This window comes from Litoribrevibacter albus (genome assembly GCF_030159995.1).
GTDB lineage: Bacteria > Pseudomonadota > Gammaproteobacteria > Pseudomonadales > Litoribrevibacteraceae > Litoribrevibacter > Litoribrevibacter albus.
The window spans coordinates 789092-808175 of record NZ_BSNM01000016.1; the positions used below are offsets into that span (position 1 = coordinate 789092).

Below are 19084 nucleotides of genomic sequence, written 5' to 3' on the forward strand. Positions count from 1 at the left end.
TGGAGGTATTGGCTAACAAATAGGTGCGATTAGGCCGTCAGGCGTTCCTGATGCTCTTCAAAATACTCGTTGCCATCATCCCGGCCTGCTTCCCAGGCGGCAATGAGTACTTCAGTAGTGTATGGACAGTGTTCTTGGCTACCAGTAACTCCCGTCATGTAGCCACGCCGGTAGGCTTTGTCCATAGACTCAAGTGAATAGTTTTTATCGTTCAGCAAAATGAAACACTCCGTTTTGCGTTAATAAACAATAAGTTACAAAAAGGTTACACTTCGTAACTGTAGCAAAATTATTTAGAGTGTGAAGCCAAATTCTAAAGAAATGTGAAGTTTTGCAATTCTTTCTATAGTTAAGTGTTAGAAAAGTCTTCTAAGTATTTGATAAAACTTAACTTATCTGATTTTTCAATATTTTCTTGTTCCCCTATCGAAAGTTGGCTTTTTTCAGTCATTTCCTGAATAAAAGACTGTGAGAGGGGATATTCGGACAGTTCTTTAGCGTGTCGACGGCTCATTTCCAGGCCAAACTCATGGAAACTGGCGTTATTTTCGGTCATCCAGTCGATTTGCTGATGCGATGGCAGTAGTTCTGGAGCGCTTAATAGCGTGTGGTAGTGCTTGATGGCGTCAGAGAAAGACTCAGAGCGATGACTTTGATCGAGGATGTCTGCTACCTGAGCCATTTGTTCGAAGATCAGGCCGCCTTCACCTTTGATAGAGAAGGATTGCCCTTCCAATAGAATGCGTTTGTTCGGATCAGCACCTTCGTAAGCCATACCCACCATGTTTTGAGCAAGACGATTACATTCAGCCGGTTCTACCTCCGGGCTGTCAGCCAATAGGCAGAAGGTCAGGAAGGTATCCATAAAGGCAATTTGTCTGGTATCGATTCCTGTGGCCAAGAATGGGTTGATGTCCAAACAGCGTACTTCGATGTACTCCACGCCTCGGGAAGAGAGTGCTTCTAACGGTTTCTCGTTGGCTTGTGTGGTCCGTTTAGGACGAATGTCGCTGTAAAATTCATTTTCGATCTGAAGCAGGTTGGTATTAAGTTGATTAAAACCGCCCTGATTGTTTTGTACTCCCAACTCTTCATAAGGAAGATGCGGTGTCTTAACGGCATGGGATAGGGTGTAGATATAATTTTCCAGACTGTTATAACAAATGGTCAGATCCGATTGAGCACTGTTCTGATAGCCAAGGTCACTCATGCGAAGCGAAGTGCCTTTAGGGGCATACAAGGTATCGGGCAGCCCTGATTGCAGTTTGTGGGTCTTACCGTCTACGAAACTTGCGCTTACTGCTGGGGAGGCGCCAAATAAATAAATCAGCAACCATGAGTAGCGCTTAAAGTTACGAATCAAACCAAAATAACGTTCTGAACGAAAATCTTGTACCGATTGCTTATCACCCAGCAATGCCTGGTATTTTTCCCAGAAGCTATCAGGCATGGAGTAGTTGTAATGAATGCCGGCAATACTTTGCATCAAGCGACCGTATCTGTGCCATAGGCCGTGGCGATAGACATGCTTGAGTTGACCAATGTTGGAACTTCCGTATTCAGCAATACGAATGTCCAATTCGTTGGCAATATGGCACGGCATACTGCAACCCCAAATCAGCTCGTCATCCAGATTCTGCTGAGTGAATGCATGCAAACGATATAGAAAGTCTGCCGTTTCGTTCGGGCTGGTCAGTGCCGGGGTGATGAACTCCAGCAGTGCTTCGGAGTAATCCGTGGTAATGTGCGGGTGAGTCAGTGCAGAACCAAGCGCTTTTGGATGATCTTTTTGAGAGATTCGCCCCTGACGATCGACCCTGAGCCCTTCCTTTTCCAACCCTCGACGAATGTGTGCAAAATCCGTCTGGTAGTCTGGAGCCATTAACTGTTCTAAATGGGTTGGATTAATATGTGGCAAGGGACGTTCCTTTCATTAGCGGTTACGCAGAAGTCATGAACCGGCAATAATACTGTAACTGAGATCAGACTTGTAATATTGATTCGGCGAATAGCTCAGACAGGCTTGGCCCGTCTATCCTAGGTTGGTCGCACAAGTAATAAAAAAGTTGCATAGAAATCTTCCTGAGCAGGCATGATACCTGGTCAGGAAGATCACTGGAGGGTGAAAAACGACTTATAGACGCTTGTTGCCCTTCTTCTGAGCTTGTGCAAACAACGAGGCCATGGTGCCATTGCCTGCTGACTGTGTTGATTGCTTTGGTGCTCTAGGTTGTTTGCTGGTGTTTCTTGTTGCCGTGTTGGACGCACCGCGCTTGTCTGTCTGTTCATTGGCGTCGTCACTCATTCGCATCGACAAACCGATGCGCTTGCGAGGGACATCCACTTCCATTACTTTCACCTTCACGATGTCGCCGGCTTTTACAACCTGGCGAGGATCACTGATGAAGGTATCCGACAACGCAGAGATGTGAACCAAGCCGTCCTGGTGAACGCCAATATCAACGAAAGCACCAAAGTTGGTAACGTTGGTGACCACGCCTTCCAGAACCATGTTGCCTTTCAAATCGGCAATGGTTTCTACGCCTTCCAGGAAGGTTGCCGCTTTGAACTCAGGGCGAGGGTCTCGTCCTGGTTTTTCCAGTTCTTTAAGGATGTCGACAACGGTTGGCAGACCAAACTGATCACTCACAAACGATTCTGCATTTACTGCACGCAGGGTAGGCGCATCACCGATCAGGGATTTAACGTCTGCACGTTGTGCCTGAGCTATCTCTGTCACCAAAGAATAGGATTCAGGGTGAACGCTGGAAGCATCCAGAGGATTGCTGCCATTCATAATTCGCAAGAAACCTGCAGCCTGTTCGAAGGCTTTTGGTCCCAGACGAGGAACCGACTTCAGATCGTCGCGAGAGCCAAACTGACCATGTTGATCACGGTAACTGACGATGTTATTGGCGATGGTGCTGTTCAGCCCGGAAACTCGACTTAATAGTGGTGCAGAAGCAGTGTTCAGGTCGACACCGACGCCGTTCACACAGTCTTCAATCACAGTGTCCAGGCTGCGAGCCAACTCGGTTTGGCTGACGTCGTGCTGGTATTGACCTACACCGATGGACTTGGGCTCGATTTTTACCAGCTCGGCAAGAGGATCTTGTAAGCGACGAGCGATGGAGACTGCGCCACGAATCGTTACGTCCAGATCCGGGAATTCTTTGGCCGCAAACTCTGATGCGGAGTAAACCGATGCGCCAGCTTCGTTCACTACAATCTTGGTGAGTTTAAGCTCTGGATGTTTTTTGATTAGTTCGCCAGCCAGTTTGTCGGTTTCACGGGATGCGGTTCCGTTACCGATGCTGATCAGTTCCACCGAGTGCTTTTTACACAGGGCTGCAAGAATCTGAATGGCTTGATCCCACTTTCTTTGAGGTTCGTGTGGGAAAATGGCACCGTGGTCGACCACTTTACCGGTTGCATCAACGACGGCTACTTTTACACCGGTTCTGAAGCCTGGGTCCAACCCTAATGTGGCGCGTGGGCCGGCGGGTGCCGCCAATAGCAGATCTTTCAGGTTTTGAGAGAATACCTTAATGGCTTCGCCTTCCGCAGTTTCGCGAACGCGACCCATCAGTTCGGTTTCCAGATGCGTCAGCAGTTTTACACGCCAGGTCCAGCGGACCACTTCGCGCAACCAGCTATCCGCCGGGCGGCCTTTATCTTCAATTAACCAGAAGTCGGCAATCATCTGTTCGCAAGGTGAACTTTTCAGTTCCGGATCGCCCACTTGAATATTGAAACTTAGCACACCTTCATTGCGGCCACGTAGAATAGCTAACGCACGGTGACTTGGTACGGACTTCAATGGCTCATCGTGTTCAAAATAGTCACGGAATTTAGCACCGTCGTTTTCTTTCCCTTCGATGACTCGGACCGACAGTTGGCCGTCTTGCCAAAGGTAATTACGAAGCTTCTCCAGAAGGTTGGCGTTTTCACTGAAACGTTCCATCAGAATGTATTTCGCACCGTCCAGTGCGGCTTTTGTGTCAGCTATACCTTGTTCTGGATCGACATACTGAGCTGCTTCTTTTTCAGGGTCAGAAGCTGGGATTTCATAAAGAAGATCCGCAAGCGGTTCCAAACCGGCTTCTTTTGCAATTTGAGCTTTGGTGCGACGCTTTTTCTTATAAGGAAGATATAAATCTTCCAGACGATTTTTGGTGTCGGCCGCGTGAATGTCTTTCGCCAACTCATCGGTCAGCTTGCCTTGCTCTTCGATGCTTTTAAGAATGCTTTCGCGTCGATCTTCCAGTTCTCTCAGGTAGCGTAGTCGCTCTTCCAGCAAACGCAGTTGGCTGTCATCCAATGCGCCGGTGACTTCTTTTCTGTAGCGGGCAATGAAAGGTACGGTAGCGCCTTCGTCTAACAAGGCCACTGAGGCTTCGACTTGTCGTTGTTGAACGCTTAGCTCATTAGCGATGGTTTGAAAAATTCGATCCATAAAAATTCCGAAATTTATAAATGAAGTGACTGCCTTGGTACACGGAAAGGTAACAATGATGCGTACCTGTGGGGCAGTAATCTAACGGTCTACGTGAAAAATAATTGTGGGCTAGTGTATACCAGCCTTAGGGTAAAACAGAAGCCACTCCGGTTAATTGGAGATCGATGGATGACACCCATCACAAGTTAAGGTGTTTGGGAATGTAAAAAGCGATGATCTTTGAGCAAATCCGTGTTGGTCGGCTGTATAGCCATAAATTAGAAAACGTCGGGATGGTATCATCTACACTTAGAACGTATTTGTGTTGATGAGTATTGTCGTCAGCGTTGCCTCCGGGCGTATTTGTAGATGGCTCTGATTTTGTAATGTGAGTGTTCCTGATGAAATGGTTATTCGTGTTCTTGGTGTGTTGGAATGTCGCTTATGCTGAGGAGACACCGCCTCTCAAGGTGGGTTTTGTAAATCCGGGTTTTCAGCATCAAGGCTTTTGGCAGCAAGTTTCAACGGTAATGCATGAAGCTGCCAGCCAGCTGAATATTCAATTAATCGAGGTTTTTGGAGATCGGCACTGGAAGAAGATGCTGCGTGAAGGGCAGGCGTTGTTAACCAATCAGTCATTGGATTACCTGGTTTTGGTGAACGAGCATCAAAAAGCGGGCGAACTGATGCGCTTAGCGGAGAAACAGGGTGTCCCTACTTTTCTGTTGCTCAATGGTCTGGGTGAAGACGATCCTGCGTCTGTGTATGGGAACTGGAAGGGCAGTCTGATACCTGATAACCATTCGGCTGGTCGGGAAATGGCCGAAAGCTTGTTTAAGGCCCATTCAGGCGCTGGAAAGCTATTTACTCTCGTTGGGGATACATTAACGCCTGCTTCCTTAGATAGAACCTCGGGGTTGGATGCGGCTTTGGCACTGTATCCTGGTGTTCATGAAATTCTTCGAGGCTCCGGTCAATGGTCGGAGTCTGTCGCATACAATAAGACAAAACTGCTGTTGAATCGTGAAACTCCGGAGATGGTGTGGGCGGCCAACGATAATATAGCGTTGGGTGCCATTCGGGCGTTAAAAGAAACGGGTGTCGTTCCTGGAAAAGATGTGTCTGTGGTGGGGCTGAATTGGTCAAAAGAAGGGTTGGCGTCTGTAGAAAAAGGCGAGCTATTGATGACGCATGGTGGCCATTTTATGGCCGGAGCCTGGATGATGGTTCTGGTGTATGACGATTATCATCGCTTGGGGACGGCTAAGACCTATAATTTTCAAATGTCAGCGATTACCTCACGCAATATCAAAAAATATCAGGCGTGTTTTGGCGAAGGTCGGTGGGACAGTATCGACTTCAAGCGCTTTTCCAGAACAACGCGCAAAAAAGCATCAACCTCTCCTTATGAATTCAGTTTGTCGCGCATGATGGAGTATGCCCGAGGCTGCTGAGCTTGTGGCTTTTATCGGGCGCGAGCTACGATGTACTCCCAGTGTTTTGCATCGATCGGCATAACGCTCAAGCGCGATCCTTTACTGATCAATGATATGTCCTGCAATTCTTTTTGCTGCTTGATCCAGGATAGCGTGATGGGCGACTTGAAAGCCTGTTTGAATTGCACATCCACAGCGTACCACTTTGGTTTTTCTTCACTGTGTTTCGGATCAAAACCACTGTGATCAGGGTTAGACGCGGTCGGATCCAGGTAGTGTTCTCGTACCACTTCTGCAATACCCACGATGGCCGGGACTTTACAACTGGAATGATAGAAGAACACCTGATCCCCTTGTTTCATGCTCTTGAGATTATTTCTGGCTTGATAATTCCGAACGCCATCCCACATTTCTGTGGCATTAGGACGCGACTGTAAGTCTTCCAGGCTAAAACTGTCGGGTTCCGATTTAACTAACCAAAAATTCATGGGAATTTCCTCTGCAATTACATGTCTATTTGGGGCTACTGGTTTGCATCAAGTGACCTACAGCACTTTGTGAACAATTGTATGAAGCTGTTACCAACGGTGAGATGGTGATCTGGATCACAATAATTTGACGCTCATACATTATTCTTATATAACACCCTGAAAAATTATAAATTTACTAAAATGCGCAAGAAACCCGACCTAATAGTTACATTAATTACGCTTTTTGTTGTTGGTCTACTCGTCAGTGGGCTGGCTAAGACTGCGTCCATCGAACATGAAACCCCAGGTTTGATGGTATCCTCGCCAGATGTCAGTCTGGATTTTCCTGACGACTTTTAAGCTAGTCGGATTTTAAGCTGGTTACTCGCTTATGTGAGCATGTGATTAGCTTGTCGTTAGACTGAAGTTCGGCGTTACCACAGCATTTAAGGGAATATCCCACGGCTCTTTAGGTAGCGCTGGTACTTGCTGGCAATTATGTGCCAGACCAATTCTTAAAGGCGATCGTCGCCACCCTTGACTAACTACCTTCTCCATCGTTGTATCGTAGAAACCTCCTCCCATACCGAGGCGATTGCCTTTCGCATCAAAGCCAACCAGAGGCATTAAGATTAGGTCCAGTGATTCCGGAGGCACTATGCGGCTGCGTTTTAACGCCGGTTCTTGAATGCCAAAACGATTAAAGCGCATCGGCGTGTGCGCGTCGTATTGTACAAATAACAATTGTCGGCGGTTGATCGGATGTAACACCGGAAGCAGTACTTTCTTACCTCGACGAAGCAGATGCCGGATAACAAGGTGGCAGCTAAGTTCACCGTCATTGGCTAAATATACTGCGACTTTACAACTTCGGTTAAACCAATGATGTCGCTGCAGTTGTTTTAGTAGCGCGTTGGCTGCGTTGAGTTGCTGGAATTGAGAAAGTGTCCGGCGGGTGCCGCGAATGCTTTGTCTCAATGACTTTTTGGCGAGTGCCAATTCATCGGACGATAGGTTGGATAAGTCTGCGAAATCGAAATGAGAGGGTATCGGATGCATAGCGTTAGCTCAAAAAGGCTCCAAAGTATCGCTGCCGACTTGGCCCCTGAACCCGATGGTTCAGAGTGGTGGTTGTCGGTATGCCGTAGGCTTCCCGTCATGCGGACTTGCACAATAGCTTACGCGGCCAACCTCCTAAAATAGGATTATCGGCTCGAGGAACGCATCAGCTGGCGAGTACTTCAGAGCTTAGGGCCATTATAACGACTGAATTTTTTTTTGTCAGCGAAATGTTGTAAACAAGTGTTTAAGTAAGGATTTTAATGGGGCAATAGTGAGTTCGGTTGACTTGGGCAGTCTTATAGACTGCCTTGATCTGAGGTGTCGTCATTAAATGGCAGCGAATGATTTTTTGTTAATGCTGCGTCTAAACGATCGGCCAACTGTTGAAGTTGATCTTGATTTACGCCTTGGCTTTGTTCGCGAGACAGGGCTTCGTGAGTGATGTTCAACGCGGCCATCACAGCAATGCGTTCTAGGCCGATGACTTTACCGGTGGCACGAATCTCACGCATTTTATGATCTAGGTGGCGAGCGGATTGCTCAAGAGAAGCGCGGGCTTCTTTGGGGCAGTTCACCAGATATTCCTTATCCAGAATACTGACCTTAACTGTTTCCACATCTGACATTTATTCTTGCTCCAGAGCCTTGAGGCGAGAAATCATAGCTTCGACTTTCGTTCGAGCCAAATCATTTTTACGCAAAAGTAGATTCCGTTCGGCCTTCCAGGCTTCCTGGTGTTCTTTCAGTTTACGATTATCTTCGAGCAGAGTTTCGTACTGTTCGATCAGCTCGATTATTTTTTTTTCCAGATCGGGGAAACTCAAATTGTCCATCTTGTATCTTCTTACTTCAAGGCTAAACCTACTATAGAACCGTGACAGATTGGGGTCAATTGTCGATCCGCTCTTTCGTTGAAATTTTAGCCATGCGTCTCATTAGCGTCTAACGTTGAATTGATGGGCTTTCTGGTGTGATAAACCGACTAATGCTAGGATAGCGGCAACATTGATTAGAGGTAGTTTATGGCCATTCAAGAGCAACCAACTCACACACTTGAGCAGTTATTCGAAGATTTAGCGGATTCGTTTCTGGAATTGAAAATTCAGCAAGAACCGTCGGAAGTACATGGTGTGCTGGTGGGGATGTTGGTGCAGTCTGACAAGAAAAGCGTGGATGATTGGTTGGCTTTGCTGGATATGATTGATTTGGACACTGCCCAGATTGATGAACGCACCCAATCTATCATGCAGGAAATCTATCAAATCACGCGTGAAGGTTTGGCTTCAGATCAATACGACTTTCAGTTGTTAATGCCAGCCGATGATTATGAGGTGGGTGAGCGAGCAAATGCCCTGGCTGTGTGGGCCAGTGGTTTTATTACCGGATACGGCTTGGCCGCTGAGCATAAACGTGATCTGTCAGTTGAAATGGTGGAGCTGCTGAACCATTTGCATGCAATCTCAGAGTTGGACGATCAATTGTCTGATTCGGAAGAAAATGAAAAGGATCTGTACGAACTGTATGAATATGTTCGCCTGGGTGTGTTAATGCTTCGCCAGGCCATGCAGGGAGATACAGGGGCCGCAGTTGAGCCTTCTTCTGAAGGGAAAACGCTGCACTAAGAGTAGGGATTTATGACCGAGCTAGCCATATCTTCGAAAGAGTACATACAACGCCGTCAAACGCTTATGGAAATGATGGCGCCCAACAGCATTGCCATTCTACCAGCGTCGGCGATTAAAATACGGAATCGTGATGCTGAGTATGGATTTCGTCAGGACAGTGATTTCCAGTATCTCACCGGGTTTAATGAGCCTGAAGCGGTGGCGGTATTGATTCCTGGTCGTGAGCACGGTGAATTTATCTTGTTTTGCCGTGAACGTAAGCGGGAAGAAGAAATCTGGACGGGCTATCGTTCAGGGCCTGAAGGTGCGATTGAGAAGTATGGCGCTCATGATGCGTTTCCGATTTCAGACATCGATGAAATCCTGCCAGGTATGATCGAAGGGCGGGATCGCGTGTATTACTCCATGGGCTGTGATCCTCAGTTTGATAAGCAGGTGATGGAGTGGGTCAATACCATTAAAGCCAAAGCGCGTAGCGGGGCGCATCCTCCGGGAGAATTTGCCGCATTAGATCACCTGTTGCATGACATGCGTCTTTATAAGTCTCCGGCGGAGTTGAACATCATGCGTCGTTCCTCCGTGATTGCGGCTCAAGCTCATGTTCGGGCGATGAAAGTCTGTAAGCCGGGGTTGATGGAATATCAACTCGAAGCCGAATTTCTTCATGAGTTCATGTTGAACGGGGCACGAGCTCCGGCCTATACCACCATTGTTGGCGGTGGTGCCAACGGCTGTATTCTTCATTACGTTGATAACGATCAACAACTGAACGACGGTGACTTGGTATTAATAGATGCCGGATGCGAACTGGACTTTTATGCGTCCGATATTACTCGTACTTTCCCTGTGTCCGGTAAATACAGTGAGCCGCAGCGCCAGTTGTATCAGTTGGTGTTGGATGCTCAATACGCGGCCATTGAAGAAGTGAAACCCGGTAATCATTGGAATGACCCACATGTTGCGGCCGTTCGGGTACTTACTAACGGGTTGTTGGAACTGGGGCTGTTGCAGGGTGATTTGGAAACTCTGATCGAAGAGGAAGCCTACAAGCCATTTTATATGCACCGTACCGGTCATTGGCTGGGAATGGATGTTCATGATGTCGGTGAATATAAGGTCGGTGACGAGTGGCGAGTGTTGGAACCGGGTATGGTGATGACGGTTGAGCCGGGCCTTTATATCGCTCCAGATTGTCAAGACGTCGAAGAAAAATGGCGTGGCATTGGTATTCGGATCGAAGACGATGTAATTGTGACGAAATCCGGCCATGAGGTCATGACCCGTGGTGTTCCTAAAGAAGTGGATGAAATTGAAGCCCTAATGGCAGGGTAATCTTCATCTCCTCTTTGTTTTTGAATGTTTATTTGGTTTGTTTTAATAGGCGCATGCTATTCGGTGCGCGCTATTGAACGGGCCAAACAAGGTAGCAGTGCGTCAGGTTTGATATACCTGACTGGTTGAAGAGAGCAGTTATGTCGTCGTCACATCAAGAGATCAATTCGACGCTTGCCTATGATTATGCCATCGTTGGTGGTGGTATGGCTGGGTTAACGATGGCTTTGCTGTTGGCTCCGGTATTGGAAGCCAATAAGCAGCGATTAGTCATTATCGAGGCGTTTGATCCTCAAGGCGGTCACTATCAGCCGAGCTTTGATGCGCGGTCTACTGCGTTATCGGAAGGTACTCGCCGAATTCTTGATCAGTTAGGTTTGTGGTCTTCATTGGCTAAGCGTGTTTGTGCGATTGACCAGATTCATGTCTCTCAGAAAGGCGGTTTTGGCAGTACTCGCATGTCGGCGTCGGAATGCCAGGTAGATCACTTGGGGTATGTCATCGAAAACGCTTGGTTTGGTCAGTGTCTGATGGATGCGATTGCTGAACTTGAGTGTGTGGACTGGCTTGCTCCGGCAAAAGTTGAACAGCTGACCCAGCAAGAGCAGGGGCAGTTATTAACCTTGGACGATGGACGAAGCGTCTCTACATCGTTTCTGATGGTGGCCGATGGTGCTCAATCCTCGTTGCGAGATAAGCTGGGGATTCAAGCGAATCGTACGGCCTATCAGCAACATGCCTTGGTGTGTAATGTTTCGACGCGGTTAGCTCATCAGCAGGTTGCCTACGAACGCTTTACGCCAAACGGCCCTTTGGCTTTGTTGCCATTGACGGAATCCCGCAGTGCCTTGATCTGGAGTGTCCCGGAAGGGCAGATTGCTGAACGTATGGCGATGTCGGATCGAGAATTCATCCAGTTGCTAGAACAAGAATTTGGAACTCGTCTGGGACCGATTACCAAAGTAGGTAAGCGAGCCTCTTACCCGTTAAGCTTGATGCGAGTGACTGATCAGGTTCGACCCGGAGTGGTGTTGCTTGGTAATTCTGCTCATGCGCTACACCCGGTGGCTGGGCAAGGCTTTAACCTGATTATTCGTGATCTGGTGTGTCTGCGTGATGCTATTGAGGCCCGCTTGGCCAGTCATCAAAACCTTAAAGAATTAACCTGGTTGTCTCAGTATCAGGATCACCGTCAGTTGGATCAATGGTTGACCACCTCCTTTTCGCATTGGCTGATCGAGCTATTCAGTAACGATCATCGTTGGTTGAAACGACTCAGAGAGCTGGGATTGATTGCCTTGGATCGGGTTGGGCCGGTAAAAGCTACTTTCGCCCGCCAAGCCATGGGGTTGGGATTAGGGGCCAATTAGGTTGAAACGACGGAACGGAAACTATGGACGTGGTTGAGCAGAAGTTTGATGTGGTCATCGTTGGTGGTGGCTTGGTCGGGGCAACACTGGCGTTGTTGCTGTGTCAAGGTCAGCACTCGCACGGCGGTTCTCCTTTATCCATTGGTCTCATTGAAGCCGGTTCGTTTGATACCGCATTAATTCAGCTTTCGCCGGAAGATGCTCAGTTTGACCCTCGTGTGGTGGCTCTCACTCACGCGTCAGAAAATCTTTTTAAGCGAATCGATGTTTGGCCGTTGGTAATGTCTTTGCGTCATTGTCCTTATCAATCCATGTCGGTGTGGGATTCTGAAGGGACGGGTAATATTGAGTTTACCGCCGAAGAAGCGAACGTCGACCATTTGGGCTCAATTGTTGAAAATCGGTTATTGGTATCGGCATTGCGGCATCGGATTGGTGAAGAGCCTTCGATCGAGGTATTGGAAAATACAGCCGTATCTCAGCTCGGGCCAATGACCGAAGATCATGAAACACAAGCGCCGGTACGTTTGTTAGGGTTGGACGATGGTCGCGTGATTTCAGGTAAGGTTGTTGTTGCGGCGGACGGTGCCTTGTCGGCGATTCGTCACATGGCGGCCTTTAATGTTCGGGAGTGGAGTTACAATCATACGGCTATTGTGACAACGGTTCAGACTGCTCAGTCTCATGGTGGTGTTGCGCGTCAGGCGTTTATGCAGGAAGGACCATTGGCGTTTCTGCCGTTACCCAGCGTTAATGGACAGCACTATTGTTCTATCGTCTGGTCTCAAGAGCCTGAACGTGCCGAGGCGTTGATGGCTCTGTCGGATGAGGCGTTTTGCCAAACCATTACTCAAGCCATTGAGAACCGATTGGGGCAAGTGATGTCTGTGGATCGTCGGTTTTCCATTCCGTTGAAACAACGACATGCGGTTCAGTATGTCAAAGATCGCATTGCCTTGGTTGGCGACGCAGCGCATACCATTCATCCCTTGGCCGGCCAAGGCGTGAATCTGGGGCTATTAGATGTAGCAGTCTTAGCCGAAGAATTATTGGCTGCACATACGAATGGCCTGGAGATTGGCGCAGAGCCTATTTTACGACGATATCAACGTCGTCGTATGGGACACAACTTATCGATGATGTCGGTGATGGAAGGCTTTAAACAGTTATTTTCAGAGTCTGCTCCGCCGGTTCGTTTCCTACGGAACTTTGGTATGTCGATGTTGAATCAGCACCCGTTAATCAAACGGCCGATTATTATGCGTGCGATGGGCTTGGAAGGCGATCTGCCTGACAGTGTTCAGCCGCTATAGCCTGATTTCTCTAAATTAGTGCGTGATTAGTTCGTGATTAGTCTCTGGTTGGCCTGTGTTTGTGGCTGATCAATGACCTCTGTTGAAATATCTTTCTGAAATTTCTGCATAGTCAGAAATATTTACTAGTCTTCTTATGATCTGTATCAAAGTCTAAGTTTAATTGCGCTGCATAATAGAAATCATTATTATTTGCATTCTTGAATTGGAGGAAACAATGCGTAAATTAATTTCAGCAGTTGCGTTGGCAACTTTGGCCGTAGGTTGTAGTAAGCAAGAAGCCCCTGAGAATGCAGCTTCTACAGAAGTCACTAAGCCAGCAGAGCCTGTAACTTTGACGGTTTATTCAGCGCGTAAAGAACATTTAATCAAGCCATTGTTTGATCTTTATACCGAAAAAACCGGTGTTCAGATTCAGTACATCACGGATAAAGCTTCACCTCTATTGAGTCGTTTGAAAAGCGAAGGTGAGAATACGCCGGCTGATATGTTGATTACTGTGGATGCGGGTAACCTTTGGAAAGCGGCTGAAGACGGTGTACTACGCTCCGTTGACTCTCAAACTCTGGAAACTAATGTACCAGCAAACCTTCAGGACGATAAAAACCAGTGGTTCGGTTTGTCTATCCGTGCTCGTACGATCGTGTATGCAAAAGATCGTGTGAAAGAAGGCGAACTTAGCACCTACGAAGGGTTGGCTGATGAAAACTGGAAAGGTCGTTTGTGTCTTCGTACCTCTAAAAAAGTGTACAACCAATCGTTGGTTGCCAGCATGATCAGCAACCTGGGCGAAGAGAAAGCTGAGCAAGTGGTTGCCGGTTGGGTAAACAACCTGGCTACGGACGTTTTCTCTAACGACACCAAAGCAATGAACGCTGTTCAAGCAGGTCAGTGTGATGCAACGGTAGTGAACACTTACTACTATGGTCGTCTTCAGAAGAAAACGCCTGATGCTAACCTAGCTATTTTCTGGCCTAACCAGGAAGATCGTGGTGTTCACATCAATATTTCAGGTGCGGGTGTGACTAAACACGCGAAGCATCCTGCTGAAGCTACTGCATTGTTGGAGTGGTTGTCGTCTGACGAAGCTCAGCAGCAATTTGCTCAGCTAAATCAGGAATACCCAGTGAATGTTAAGGTGTCTGCAAGCGAAGAAGTGAAGGCTTGGGGTGACTTTAAACGTGATTCTTTGAATGTTTCTGAAGCCGGTCGACTACAACCTGCTGCAGTAAAATTGATGGATCGTGTGAATTACAGATAAAATAGGCGTCTTTCTCAGTAAGGCGATAGTGTCTGTGGATCATTCATCCTCAAAAACGCCCGAACAGTTAACCACTGGTCGGGCGTTTTCGTTTCAAAGAATTGTTGATAATTCAGTGGTGAACTGGGTTATTCAAAAGCGTTGGTGGCTAATGGTGTTGGCTATTGCCCTCAGCGTTTTTATGCCAGTGGCGGTTATTTTCCTTTCTTGGTTAAATCCTCAACCAGATGACTGGTCACATTTGTTAGACACAGTACTGTCTGAACTGGTGCTCAATACCTTGTTATTAACGCTCGGTGTGGCGTTTGGGGTATTAGTGCTGGGCGTGTCGTTGGCTTGGCTGACGGCGATGTGTCAGTTCCCCGGACGTAAGCTGTTTGATTGGGCTTTGATGTTGCCATTTTCAGTTCCCGCGTATGTCATGGCGTTCTGCTTTTTGGGGTTACTGGATTACAGTGGCCCTATTCAAACCTGGATTCGATCCCATATTTCTGCCGAATTTGATCTGCCCGTTCGTAATCTGGCGGGAGTGATCACAGTGTTCATCCTGGCTTTTTATCCCTACGTTTATATGCTTGCCCGAACTGCTTTTATGAATCAGGGGCGAGGCCAGATGGATGCAGCACGCAGTTTGGGGTGTAACAGCTTTCAGGCCTTTTGGCGAGTAATGCTACCGATGGCGAGACCCGCTGTTGCAGCTGGTATGGCCTTGGCGATCATGGAAACTCTGGCTGATTTCGGTGCAGTGTCTGTTTTTAATTTCGATACCTTCACAACCGCAATTTATAAGTCGTGGTATGGCCTGTTTAATATTTATGCGGCGGCACAGTTGGCGTCTCTACTGTTGGTGTTTGTGATCGCTTGTTTGTGGATGGAGCAGCGCGCCCGTGGGCGAGCTCGTTTTGAGCAGCACGAACGTCAACAGAAACAGCAGCTATATACCTTGTCGGGTGGGCAAGCGTTGTTAGCAACGATGTTCTGTACTCTGGTTCTTGGCTTGGCGTTTGTATTGCCGGTCAGTCAGTTAGTCTGGTGGGTGGTTGAAACGCAACTGGCGGATTTAGATGCTCGTTTTATCCAGTTGATGTGGAATACCCTGAGCCTTGGAATCACCGCCGCCTTGATTACTGTGGTTGCGGCCATGGTGATGGCTTTTGCTCAGCGAGTGGAAAAGAATTCCAAGCTGGATCAGATTGCCCGATTCTCAACCCTTGGTTATGCCTTGCCGGGTACCGTACTGGCTGTAGGGCTGATGGTGTGGTTCAGTTGGGTGGATAATAATCTGATCAGTTTTGTGAATCAGGTATTTGGAATCAATATCGGTCAATTGTTTTTAGGCAGTGTCTTCGCTTTGCTGGTATCATACACCGTCCGTTTCCTGGCCGTAGCTTATGGGCCAGTGAATTCGCACCTACAGGCGGTACGCGTGACCATTCATGAAGCCGCGCAATCATTAGGTGCTTCACAACGTCAGGTGTTGTGGCGGGTGTATGTGCCTATGTTGCGACCAGGGCTTTTGGTCGCCGCGCTCTTGGTGTTAGTGGATGTGATGAAAGAAATGCCTGCTACACTTTTGATGCGTCCATTTGGTTGGGATACGTTGGCCGTAAGAATTTATGAGATGACCTCTGAAGGCGAGTGGGAGCGAGCGGCGCTTCCCGCGTTAACGTTGGTGATCGTAGGGCTGGCTCCGGTGATTGTATTAATGTCTAAGAGCCGTCGTCATTAACCTTGTGTTTACAGGGCTAAATAACCTTTAACTTTTCCGGGGGAACCATGGGAAACAGAACCGCTTTATACCAGTCTCATGTGGATATGAACGCCAAAATGGTGGATTTTGGTGGCTGGGACATGCCAATTCATTACGGATCACAAATTGAAGAGCACAATGTGGTTCGTCAGGATGCGGGTATGTTTGATGTGTCGCATATGACGGTTGTAGATGTTACAGGCGCTGATTCCAAAGGATATCTTCAGAAATTACTTGCGAACGACGTTGATCGTTTAAAAGAAAAAGGCAAGGCACTATACAGCGGCATGTTGAATGAAAACGGTAAGGTTATTGATGATCTGATCGTTTATAACATGGAAGGATGGTACCGAGTCGTTGTAAACTGCGCCACCCGCGAAAAAGATTTGGCCTGGATGGACACACAAACGCAAGGGTTTGATGTTACGTTAACTGAACAACCGACGTTGGCGATGGTGGCTGTACAAGGCCCTAAGGCGATTGAAAAAGCCTTGACGATGATGACCGAAGAACAGCAACAGGTTACGAAAGGGCTAAAAGTTTTCCAAGGTTTGCCAGCGGGAGATATCTTCATCGCAAGAACTGGTTATACTGGCGAAGATGGTCTAGAAATTATGGTGCCAGAAGCTGATGTTGCCGCTTTCTGGCAGGCATTGGCGGATGCCGGTGTAAAACCGTGTGGTTTAGGTGCGCGCGATACATTGCGTTTAGAAGCCGGCATGAATCTGTACGGCTCGGATATGGATGAAACGACATCTCCATTGATCTCCAACATGGCTTGGACGGTTGCGTGGGAGCCTGCAGAGCGTGACTTTGTTGGACGAGCAGCGCTAGAACAAGAGAAAGCGGACGGCCCGGCACAGAAACTCGTTGGTTTGGTATTGGAAGATAAAGGTGTCCTGCGTGGGCATCAGAAAGTAATAGTTGATGGCGTTGGCGAAGGGGAAACCACCAGTGGCACCTTTTCACCAACCTTGGGCCACGCGATTGCATTAGCGCGTGTTCCGGCTGCAACGGGCGATACAGCGGTCGTTGAAGTACGTAAGAAATTACTTAAAGTGCGAGTGGTCAGACCGCCATTCGTACGTAATGGAAAGAAAGTTTTTGAATAAAAATTGACCTGAGGACGCTTAAGATGAGTCAAATCCCAGCTGATTTAAAATACGTAGATACCCACGAGTGGATTCGTCTGGAAGGCGATGGCACTGTAACCGTAGGGATTACAGATCACGCACAATCGCTTCTTGGTGATGTGGTTTACGTAGAGCATCCAGAGGTGGATGCTGAGTTGGAGATCGGTGAGGAAGCCGGTGTGGTGGAATCGGTAAAAGCAGCTTCCGACATTTATATGCCTATTTCAGGCACTATCGTCGAAGTGAACGAGTTGCTTGAAGATGCGCCTGAGACAGTAAACGCTGACCCTTATCACGATGGTTGGTTCTTTAAAATCAAGCCTTCTAACGAAGAAGAGCTTGAGCAACTACTTGATGCGGACGCTTATCGCGAGAAGTGCGAAGCAGACGATTAAGTTAGACATATCAACAAAACGGGGCAATTGCCCCGTTTTGTGTTTTTAGATTTGCGATCTCTTGACTGGTTAGTTAGGTTTTGGGCTGTCGCATAACGAGTTTCAATTATTTGAGGTTTCTCATGCCATTCATTCCTCACACTGAACTAGACGTTCAGGAAATGTTGGAAACGATCGGAGTTTCATCCATTGAAGATCTGTTTGATGAAATTCCTGCTCAACTTCGTGCCGGTGAACTAAAAAAAGTACCGGATGCATTGAGCGAAATGGAAATGATGCGCAGGATGCGAGAAAGAGCTGCTCAGGATGAAGGCGCGCTGTGTTTTATCGGAGCAGGTGCTTATGAGCATCATATCCCGGCTGCTGTGTGGGACGTAGCCACTCGTGGTGAGTTTATGACCGCGTACACTCCGTATCAGGCGGAAGCGAGTCAGGGCACACTGCAATTGATCTATGAATACCAGTCGATGATGGCATCGCTGATGGCGATGGATGTCTCCAATGCTTCTTTGTACGATGGTGCATCAGGCTTGGCGGAAGCGGTATTGATGGCTGTTCGAGCGAATCGCAAATCTAAAAGCCGTAAGATTCTGGTACCGGGTGCGGTTCATCCGATGTATCGCTCTGCACTGGCGTCCATTGTTGAATCTCAAAACATTGAGTTGGTTGAAGTACCTTGGTCTGACGCGCAGGGGACGACCGGTCTCGATGCGCTAAGTGCTTTCGAAGGTCAGGACATTACTGCGGTTGTGATTGCTCAGCCGAACTTCTTTGGTCAGTTGGAAGACGTAAATGCCTTGACTGACTGGGCGCATCAGCAGAAAGCGTTGGCGATTGCCTTGGTAAACCCGATGGCAATGGCGGTATTAGAAGCGCCGGGCAACTGGGGTGAGAATGGTGCAGACATCGCTGTTGGTGATGGTCAGCCTCTAGGCGTACCTATGGCGTCAGGTGGTCCTTACTATGGCTTTATGTGTTGTACGAATGCCATTGTTCGTCAAATGCCAGGTCGTTTGATTGGTCGTACTGTGGACTTAGACGGCAAGCCAGGCTATGCCTTGACGCTACAGGCCCGTGAGCAGCACATCCGTCGTTCGAAAGCGACGTCTAACATCTGTACTAACCAAGGGTTGGCTGTAACCGCTTCAACTATCTACATGAGCTTGGTTGGACCGGATGGTTTGGCCAATGTTGCTGGTCAAAGTTATAAGAATACTCAGGCGTTGGTTGAGTTGTTGTGCTCGATCGATGGCGTAGAGCGTCAGTATAGCGGTCACAGTTTCCATGAATGTGTGATCAAGCTACCAGCGAAGGCTTCTTTGGTGCTTGAGAAGTTGGCAGAACGCGAAATTCTAGGTGGTTTTGATTTGGGTCGAGTTGATGCTTCGTTAGAAAATGCCATGTTGGTGTGTGTAACGGAGACCAAGTCGGATGCCGATCTTGCATTGTATCAATCAGCGTTGATTGATGTTCTCAAAGAAATTCAAGGTTAACCTGCG

General features: G+C 47.9%; 17 protein-coding genes and 1 other RNA gene. 10 read left to right on the forward strand and 8 right to left on the reverse strand.

All coding sequences use genetic code 11. From position 1 onward, the window contains the following. Positions 1–29: 29 nt before the first annotated feature. From rmf to QQL66_RS18180, 3 genes are all read right to left on the reverse strand, one after another. Positions 30–218 carry a ribosome modulation factor gene (rmf, locus tag QQL66_RS18170; RefSeq protein WP_284383375.1) on the reverse strand — a complete coding sequence of 63 codons (189 nt, stop codon included), beginning with the start codon at positions 216–218 and terminating at the stop codon, positions 30–32. Positions 219–349: 131 nt separating this feature from the next. Next, entirely contained in the window at positions 350–1918 is a 1569-nt protein-coding gene (gshA, locus tag QQL66_RS18175; protein WP_284383376.1) for a glutamate--cysteine ligase, read from the reverse strand. A 216-nt stretch (positions 1919–2134) separates the two neighbouring features. Beyond that, positions 2135–4456, reverse strand: coding sequence for a Tex family protein (locus tag QQL66_RS18180; RefSeq protein WP_284383378.1), 2322 nt, complete (start codon positions 4454–4456; stop codon positions 2135–2137). A gap of 383 nt (positions 4457–4839) precedes the next feature. Here QQL66_RS18180 and QQL66_RS18185 point away from each other — a divergent pair, with 383 nt between their 5' ends. Then, on the forward strand, positions 4840–5892 hold the full coding sequence (locus QQL66_RS18185; protein WP_284383380.1) for an ABC transporter substrate-binding protein: 1053 nt from the start codon (positions 4840–4842) through the stop codon (positions 5890–5892). An 11-nt stretch (positions 5893–5903) separates the two neighbouring features. On the opposite strand, the gene QQL66_RS18190 is transcribed toward QQL66_RS18185, so the two are convergent. From QQL66_RS18190 to QQL66_RS18210, 5 genes are all read right to left on the reverse strand, one after another. Beyond that, positions 5904–6362, reverse strand: coding sequence for an EVE domain-containing protein (locus tag QQL66_RS18190; protein ID WP_284383381.1), 459 nt, complete (start codon positions 6360–6362; stop codon positions 5904–5906). A 387-nt stretch (positions 6363–6749) separates the two neighbouring features. After that, positions 6750–7403, reverse strand: coding sequence for a 5-formyltetrahydrofolate cyclo-ligase (locus tag QQL66_RS18195; protein ID WP_284383382.1), 654 nt, complete (start codon positions 7401–7403; stop codon positions 6750–6752). A gap of 13 nt (positions 7404–7416) precedes the next feature. Next, positions 7417–7595, reverse strand: a non-coding RNA gene (ssrS, locus tag QQL66_RS18200) — 6S RNA. 107 nt (positions 7596–7702) lie between these two features. Next, entirely contained in the window at positions 7703–8032 is a 330-nt protein-coding gene (locus tag QQL66_RS18205; protein ID WP_284383384.1) for a cell division protein ZapA, read from the reverse strand. Further along, a complete protein-coding gene (locus QQL66_RS18210; protein ID WP_284383385.1) occupies positions 8033–8239 on the reverse strand; it encodes a TIGR02449 family protein in 207 nt (68 codons plus the stop codon). 189 nt (positions 8240–8428) lie between these two features. On the opposite strand from QQL66_RS18210, the gene QQL66_RS18215 reads away from it, so the two are divergent. The 9 genes from QQL66_RS18215 (at position 8429) to gcvPA (ending at position 19078) form a co-directional block, all read left to right on the forward strand. Further along, on the forward strand, positions 8429–9028 hold the full coding sequence (locus QQL66_RS18215; RefSeq protein ID WP_284383386.1) for a UPF0149 family protein: 600 nt from the start codon (positions 8429–8431) through the stop codon (positions 9026–9028). A 12-nt stretch (positions 9029–9040) separates the two neighbouring features. Continuing rightward, positions 9041–10363, forward strand: a complete 1323-nt coding sequence (gene pepP / locus QQL66_RS18220) for a Xaa-Pro aminopeptidase (protein WP_284383388.1) — start codon at positions 9041–9043, stop codon at positions 10361–10363. Positions 10364–10503: 140 nt separating this feature from the next. Then, a complete protein-coding gene (gene ubiH / locus QQL66_RS18225; protein WP_284383390.1) occupies positions 10504–11733 on the forward strand; it encodes a 2-octaprenyl-6-methoxyphenyl hydroxylase in 1230 nt (409 codons plus the stop codon). 23 nt (positions 11734–11756) lie between these two features. Then, positions 11757–13046: a UbiH/UbiF/VisC/COQ6 family ubiquinone biosynthesis hydroxylase gene (locus tag QQL66_RS18230; protein ID WP_284383392.1), complete on the forward strand. Its 1290-nt coding sequence runs from the start codon at positions 11757–11759 to the stop codon at positions 13044–13046. Between the two features lie 217 nt (positions 13047–13263). Next, positions 13264–14307, forward strand: a complete 1044-nt coding sequence (locus tag QQL66_RS18235; protein ID WP_284383393.1) for an extracellular solute-binding protein — start codon at positions 13264–13266, stop codon at positions 14305–14307. 34 nt (positions 14308–14341) lie between these two features. After that, on the forward strand, positions 14342–16036 hold the full coding sequence (locus QQL66_RS18240; protein WP_284383395.1) for an ABC transporter permease: 1695 nt from the start codon (positions 14342–14344) through the stop codon (positions 16034–16036). Between the two features lie 47 nt (positions 16037–16083). Beyond that, positions 16084–17169: a glycine cleavage system aminomethyltransferase GcvT gene (gene gcvT / locus QQL66_RS18245; protein WP_284383397.1), complete on the forward strand. Its 1086-nt coding sequence runs from the start codon at positions 16084–16086 to the stop codon at positions 17167–17169. A 23-nt stretch (positions 17170–17192) separates the two neighbouring features. Further along, the gene (gene gcvH / locus QQL66_RS18250) at positions 17193–17585 is read left to right on the forward strand and encodes a glycine cleavage system protein GcvH (protein WP_284383399.1); all 393 of its coding nucleotides are present in this window, start codon (positions 17193–17195) and stop codon (positions 17583–17585) included. A gap of 122 nt (positions 17586–17707) precedes the next feature. Continuing rightward, positions 17708–19078: an aminomethyl-transferring glycine dehydrogenase subunit GcvPA gene (gene gcvPA / locus QQL66_RS18255; RefSeq protein WP_284383400.1), complete on the forward strand. Its 1371-nt coding sequence runs from the start codon at positions 17708–17710 to the stop codon at positions 19076–19078. The last annotated feature ends 6 nt before the right edge of the window (positions 19079–19084 follow it).

Coding starts and splice junctions, on each gene's coding strand:
- QQL66_RS18180 (WP_284383378.1), bottom strand. CDS start 4,456: ATGGATCGAATTTTTCAAACCATCGCTAATGAGCTAAGCGTTCAACAA.
- QQL66_RS18185 (WP_284383380.1), top strand. CDS start 4,840: ATGAAATGGTTATTCGTGTTCTTGGTGTGTTGGAATGTCGCTTATGCT.
- QQL66_RS18190 (WP_284383381.1), bottom strand. CDS start 6,362: ATGAATTTTTGGTTAGTTAAATCGGAACCCGACAGTTTTAGCCTGGAA.
- QQL66_RS18195 (WP_284383382.1), bottom strand. CDS start 7,403: ATGCATCCGATACCCTCTCATTTCGATTTCGCAGACTTATCCAACCTA.
- QQL66_RS18205 (WP_284383384.1), bottom strand. CDS start 8,032: ATGTCAGATGTGGAAACAGTTAAGGTCAGTATTCTGGATAAGGAATAT.
- QQL66_RS18210 (WP_284383385.1), bottom strand. CDS start 8,239: ATGGACAATTTGAGTTTCCCCGATCTGGAAAAAAAAATAATCGAGCTG.
- QQL66_RS18215 (WP_284383386.1), top strand. CDS start 8,429: ATGGCCATTCAAGAGCAACCAACTCACACACTTGAGCAGTTATTCGAA.
- pepP (WP_284383388.1), top strand. CDS start 9,041: ATGACCGAGCTAGCCATATCTTCGAAAGAGTACATACAACGCCGTCAA.
- ubiH (WP_284383390.1), top strand. CDS start 10,504: ATGTCGTCGTCACATCAAGAGATCAATTCGACGCTTGCCTATGATTAT.
- QQL66_RS18230 (WP_284383392.1), top strand. CDS start 11,757: ATGGACGTGGTTGAGCAGAAGTTTGATGTGGTCATCGTTGGTGGTGGC.
- QQL66_RS18235 (WP_284383393.1), top strand. CDS start 13,264: ATGCGTAAATTAATTTCAGCAGTTGCGTTGGCAACTTTGGCCGTAGGT.
- gcvT (WP_284383397.1), top strand. CDS start 16,084: ATGGGAAACAGAACCGCTTTATACCAGTCTCATGTGGATATGAACGCC.
- gcvH (WP_284383399.1), top strand. CDS start 17,193: ATGAGTCAAATCCCAGCTGATTTAAAATACGTAGATACCCACGAGTGG.
- gcvPA (WP_284383400.1), top strand. CDS start 17,708: ATGCCATTCATTCCTCACACTGAACTAGACGTTCAGGAAATGTTGGAA.